The sequence below is a fragment of the Actinoplanes sp. GCM10030250 genome, assembly GCF_042666575.1.
In the GTDB taxonomy this organism is placed as follows: Bacteria; Actinomycetota; Actinomycetes; order Mycobacteriales; family Micromonosporaceae; genus Actinoplanes.
The window spans coordinates 1-5,599 of sequence record NZ_JBHTDO010000080.1 but is presented as its reverse complement, the minus strand read 5'-3'; the positions used below and the strand labels follow the sequence as shown (position 1 = coordinate 5,599).

Genomic DNA, 5,599 nt, shown 5'->3' with positions numbered 1-5,599 from the left:
ACCACCCAGCTGGACGTGAGCGGTGCCCCGAACACCCAAAAGCCCCTCTCACGCCCAGCTCGTGGAGCCGGCTGGGCGTGAGAGGTGCTTTGGGAAAGCGGAGACGTCCCTGGGAGCCAGCCGGGGGCGTGAGGGCGGGCGGGGAGCGGGAATCGGCAGTACTGTGAAGCGCGACCACCGATTTCCGCCCGGCGGTCGCGCCGCAAACTCGACCCGGCAGTCAGATCGCGCTGTGAGGGCAAGACTCTGCGTCGGTCGTACGAAAAAAGAACAGTGACCGAACCGCGCACCGCACCCCATGAAGCCTGACCGAACCGCGCACCGCGCCCCGTGAAGCCTGACCGAACCGCGCACCGCGCCCCGTGAAGCCTGACCGAACCGCGCCCCATGAAGCCTGACCGAACCGCCTCCCTGAAGCGCGGGCGGGATCAGCCGCTGAAGCGGGCGCTCGCCGCCATCGTCCGGTAGGCGGCCAGTGACTTCGGATCGGTGTCGACGCGCCACTTCTCGGGGTAACTGAAGTGCGTGTCGGTGTCGAACCACGTCACGGCGCCGATCGCCGGCCGCTCACCCACATAGCGAGCGAACTCCGTGATCCAGTCGGCCTTCGTCGTGCCGCCCTTCTCCATGGCGCCGGTCTCCGTGATGATGATCGGCTTCCGCGGGGAGAACTGCTGGTAGATGGTGTCGAAGAGCGTCGCCGGCGACTCCTGGTGCAGGTTGTATCCGGACACGCCCACCCAGTCCACGAACTCGTCACCGGGGTAGTAGTTCTCGGTGCGGTTCCAGGCCTCGCGAGGGTTGTGGTTCCAGTTCGGACTCCACACCCAGGCGACGTTGTCCGCACCCTCCTCGCCGAAGATCCGGTGGAGCCGGCGGTAGCACGAGATGTAGCCGGCGGGGTCCTTGCCGTTCTTGGCGCCGCCCCAGTCGTACCAGCCGCCGTTCATCTCCCAGCCCCAGCGCAGCATCAGCGGCCGGCCCAGGTCGCGCAGATGCCGGGCGGCGCGGGCGATCGTCTCGTCGGACTTCCCGTTGAGGATGTCCTTGTACTTGATGCCGCGCCAGGACACCAGCGGGTAGGCGCCCTTCGGCAGATAGGGGATCGACGTCGGCAGCTGGTCGCCCCAGCCGTAGAACAGGTGCACGATCCGGTGCTTGCGGCCGAGCTGCTCGTTACGCAGCTCCAGCGCCTCCTTGTAGCTGAGGCCGTCGAACCCGAGGTACGCGCCGAACAGAGCCTTGCCGGGCAGGAACGGCACCGTGCCGCCGAGCTTGCCGCCGGCCCGCGCGAACGGCGAGGGGGTGGCGCTGGGAGTGGGCGAAGCCGAAGCGGACGGCGCCGGCGCCGAAACGGTGGGCGCCGTGTCGCCGGCGCTCGCGTAGCGGAAGCCGAGCGTGCCAACCGGCACGGCGGCGAGCGCGGCGAGGCCCAGCAGTCCGCGGCGGCTGACCCGGGCCTGTGCGGGGTCACGGTGCGAGTGCGTCACGTCAGGTTCCGGCCTGCCTTGCGCGCCATCCGCCGGACCATCCGCCAGCCGGGCTGCGCGAGCCGCTTCAGCTGCGGTACCAGCGCCGATCCGGCACCGTCGACGATCGCCACCAGGTCGGCGCCGGTGTGGCCGGGTGCCGGCTGGAACCGGGGTACGGCGAGCCGGCGCTCCCCCGGCGTGTGCATCCGCCGCCCCACCTCGGTGGCGTTGTCGTGCCCGGCGGCCGCCACCACGTCGCGCACCTGGCGGCTGTTGTAGCCGTGCGGGTACGCGAACGAGCGCACCTTCACCTGCAGCCGCTGCTCCAGCTCGTCGTGGCTGCGGATCACCTGGTCGCGGAGTTCGGCATGCCCCAGGACGTCGAGCGGCTGGTGGATCAGGCTGTGATTGCCGATCTCGATGCCCGGTACGGTCGCCACCTCGGCCAGCTCGTGCCAGGTCAGCATCGGGCCGAACGCGGGCGCCCACTCGCCGAGCCAGCCCGCGTGCCCGCCGCCGAGGTGGCCGACCGAGGCGTACAGGGTGGCACCGGCACCGGCCGCCCGGAGCGCGGGTACACCGGCGGTGAGGAAGTCCCGATAGCCGTCGTCGAAGGTGACCGCGACCATCTTCTCCGTGCTGCCGGTGCTCAGCGCGTCCAGGGCCTCGGTCAGGCCGGTCAGGCGGTATCCGGCGCCGGACAGCGCGTGCAGCTGCTCGGCGAGCCGCTGCGGCGGCACCGCCAGATCACGCAGTGGCCCGCCCACGGCGGAGACCGAGTGATACATCAGCGCGGGCAGTGCTCTCCAAGCCGGCGTCACCGATTTACCCCCTTTTTTCACAGGTTGGAAAGCCTAACCGCGAAGGGGATCTCGCCGGGTCGTCCGTCTGGCCAATTCACACTACAACGAGTAACGTGCTGCCATCTCCAAGTCTCCTACCTGCGCTTACTTAGTCACAATCCAGTGACTCAGAGTAAGAAGTGAACCTTTGCAGCGACGGAGACGTATCGCAGGACGACACCGAAACCGCTCTACCCCGGGAGCGCGCACCATGTTTCGCCTCATCCAGTTGCACACCGACAGCGGTGTGCCCCGCATCGGCGTCGACCCAGACGGTTACGTCAGCGCCCGCGCCGCCCTGGCCCACTACCGCACCGCCCCGGCCACCTATTTCGCCGTGGGCCGCTTCGACCACGAGGGCACCCTCACCGAGGTGATCCTCGACCCCATCTGCGGGCTCGACGGCGCCTGCCAGCGGCCGGCCTCCGTCGTGCACTCCAAGACCTACGAACGGCTCTGCGAACGGTGCGCGTCCGGCCTCGACGTGCTGACCGTGCCGCAGCTCGCCCGGCGCCTCGGCATCGCCTGCCGCCTCGCGCCGTCCGTCGCCCGGTTCCGGCAGACCGCCCTCGGTGGCCTGCGCGCCCCCGCGGGCAACCGGATCGCCCGCGAGTTCGCCGACCACGTCCACGATCCGCGCTGGCGGCGGCAGCTCTGCAAGGAGCTCGCGCAGAGCCCGACCGCCCTGAACGGCCTGTTGATAGGGACCGGGGCGCTGAGCCACCGGCAGGTGCTCGACCTGTTCCCGGCACTGTGCGCGCTCGGCGACGAGCTTCCGGACGGCATCCGCTCCGACCTGTCCCGGGCGACGACGCGGCCCCTCTCCCCCGCGGGGGTGGCCGGGCTACGTCTCGGGCTGTCGTTCCGCGCCTAGATCCACCCTGACGACCGCGCCGGTGCCACTGCAGACCCCGCACACGGAGACGTAGGCGTACCGGCCGCGGATCGCGAGCCCACCCGGGGCGGTCAGGTTCCTCGCGACCACGGTTCTGCCGGCGGCTCCGCGCAGCGTTCCGGAGGACTCGAGGACGTACAGGCCGCCGGCATCGGACCAGGTCAGATCGACGATGCCGGTGAAGCCGGAGGCGTACACGCGCGGTGTGCGCCCCGGCTCGGCACGCCAGATCCGGGTGCGGTCACCGACGTAGAGGGCACCGTCCGGGCCGCGGGCGACGGAGGCCGGTTCGCGGAAGGCCGCGACCGTGAACATCCGGCCACGCGGGCCGAGACGCAGGAGGGCACCGGCGGCCGCGTCGACCACCAGGTGGGTGCGGCCGGACACCAGCAGGGCGGTCAGGTCACTCTCCCTTTTTCCGTACGCCTCCCCGTACGCGATTTCCCCCTGTCCCGTCCCCTGTCCCGTCCCCTGTCCCGCCGCCTGTCCCGCTGTCTGTTCCGCCGCCTGTCCCGCTGTCTGTTCCGCTCGAAACAGGCCGGTCATGCTGACGGTGTAGTAGAGCTCGCCGTCCTGGCCCGCGGAGACGTCAGAAGGGCCGATCGCCTCGGCGCCGGAGTTCAGTGCCATCGAAGGCAGGTTCCGCAGGATTCGCCGCTGCCGGCCGCCGATGATCGCGGTGATCGCTCCGGAGCGGCCGAAACATATAAGGCCGCCTCTGCGCCCCGGCCGGCATGGTCCAGGACCGCCCCGGCCGGCCTCGGCCACGTAGAGCTCACCGGCCGGGCCGAAGGTCAATCCACGGGGGTTGTCCAGGCCGGCCGCGATCGTCCGGACGGATGGTCGATGCGGCGCGGCGCCCGCATTCGCCGGCGCCGGCGTCAGCGTCAGCGTCAGCGTCAGCGTCAGCGTCAGCGTCAGCGCCGGCATGAGGCCGGATGCCGCCACCAGGGCAGCCGCCATCGCACTCCGAGTGATCATCTACTTCCCCCGTGTAGTCGATGCTCTCGGGACAGGCTCCGGCGCTCCACCAGGGCGGGTATATGGCCCGAACGGTCCGGGCGCCCCGGGAGTCCTTGATCCGACCACCGGCGGGGGACGGCCGGATGGGTCGTCCGGGAAGCGGGGCGCATCACGCGTACCGGAAAGGTTTTTGTCACACCCGGGTGGCATGCTTGCTCCCATGTCGGTGGATGAGACCGTCGAGGCGAAACCTCGTCGGCGTGGATCGCGTGCGGTTTTCGGCACGGTGATCGCGGTGGTCGTGCTGCTGTTGTTCGGCGTGCCGTGGGCGACGCTGGTGTGGTCGGGCAATGCCTGGCCGGCGCCGGTGTTCATTGCCGGCACCGCACTGTTCCTGCTGGTCGCGGCAGGTTTCCCGGTGCTGATGCTGCGCGGCCACGGCGGGCACAGCGACGCCGCCGCGCGCGCTGCCGACGTCCTGCTCGGCGTGGTCTGGGTGCTTTTCACCTGGTCCGTGATCGGTCAGGCGGCCGGCCTGTTGCTGGCGCTGGCCGGTGTCGCCGACCCGATGCGCTCCCGGGCCGTCACCGCCGGCGTGCTGGTGATCTCAGCGGTGCTGCTCGTCTGGGGCTATGCGGAGGCCATGCGGGTCTCCCGCGTCCGCAACGTGGAGGTCACCCTGCCCCGGCTCGGTCCCGGCCTCGACGGGCTGCGGGTGGTGCTGATCACCGACACGCACTACGGGCCGATCGACCGCTCCCGCTGGTCCCGCGGCGTCGTCGACGTGATCAACTCCCTCGACCCGGACATCGTCGCCCACACCGGCGACATCGCCGACGGCCAGGTCGCCCAGCGCCTCTCCCAGTCGGCGCCACTCGGCGACGTCCGCGCGAAGTATGCGCGGGTCTACGTGACCGGCAACCACGAGTACTTCAGCGGCGCCCTCGGCTGGGTCGAGCATATGACCTCCCTCGGCTGGGACGCCCTGCACAACCGCCACCTGCTCGTCTCCCGCAACGGCGACTCCCTGATCGTCGCCGGCGTCGACGACCGCACCGCCGCCGGCTCCGGCCTCCCCGGCCACCACGCCGACCACGCCGCCGCCCTGGCCGGCGCCGACCCCTCCCTCCCGGTCCTGCTCCTCGCCCACCAGCCCCAGCAGATCACCGGCGCCGTCGACCACGGCATCGACCTCCAACTCTCCGGCCACACTCACGGCGGCCAGATGTGGCCCTTCCACTACCTGGTCCGCATCGACCAGCCCGTCCTCCAGGGCCTCTCCCGCCACTCCGACCGCACCCAGCTCTACACCAGTCGCGGCACCGGCTTCTGGGGCCCGCCCTTCCGCATCTTCGCCCCCAGCGAAATCACCCTCCTAACTCTCCGCACCCCCACACCCACCCCCACCTCCTGACCCACCACCCCCA

5 protein-coding genes are annotated in these 5,599 nt (G+C 70.8%); 2 read left to right on the top strand and 3 right to left on the bottom strand.

Features of this window, described 5'->3' with window-relative positions:
- Positions 1-428 precede the first annotated feature (428 nt).
- Complete coding sequence (locus ACFQV6_RS44040; protein ID WP_378033708.1) at positions 429-1,490, bottom strand: glycoside hydrolase family 26 protein; 1,062 nt, start codon at positions 1,488-1,490, stop codon at positions 429-431.
- A complete protein-coding gene (locus tag ACFQV6_RS44035; RefSeq protein ID WP_378033707.1) occupies positions 1,487-2,293 on the bottom strand; it encodes a polysaccharide deacetylase family protein in 807 nt (268 codons plus the stop codon). The genes ACFQV6_RS44040 and ACFQV6_RS44035 overlap by 4 nt, the downstream gene beginning before the upstream one ends.
- A gap of 232 nt (positions 2,294-2,525) precedes the next feature.
- Between ACFQV6_RS44035 and ACFQV6_RS44030 the strand changes: the two genes are divergently transcribed.
- The gene (locus ACFQV6_RS44030; RefSeq protein ID WP_378033706.1) at positions 2,526-3,188 is read left to right on the top strand and encodes a hypothetical protein; all 663 of its coding nucleotides are present in this window, start codon (positions 2,526-2,528) and stop codon (positions 3,186-3,188) included.
- Here ACFQV6_RS44030 and ACFQV6_RS44025 read toward each other — a convergent pair.
- A complete protein-coding gene (locus ACFQV6_RS44025) occupies positions 3,159-4,190 on the bottom strand; it encodes a ScyD/ScyE family protein (protein ID WP_378033705.1) in 1,032 nt (343 codons plus the stop codon). The two genes, ACFQV6_RS44030 and ACFQV6_RS44025, sit on opposite strands and share 30 nt — an antisense overlap.
- Positions 4,191-4,392: 202 nt before the next feature.
- Here ACFQV6_RS44025 and ACFQV6_RS44020 point away from each other — a divergent pair, with 202 nt between their 5' ends.
- The gene (locus ACFQV6_RS44020; protein ID WP_378033704.1) at positions 4,393-5,586 is read left to right on the top strand and encodes a metallophosphoesterase; all 1,194 of its coding nucleotides are present in this window, start codon (positions 4,393-4,395) and stop codon (positions 5,584-5,586) included.
- Positions 5,587-5,599: the final 13 nt, after the last annotated feature.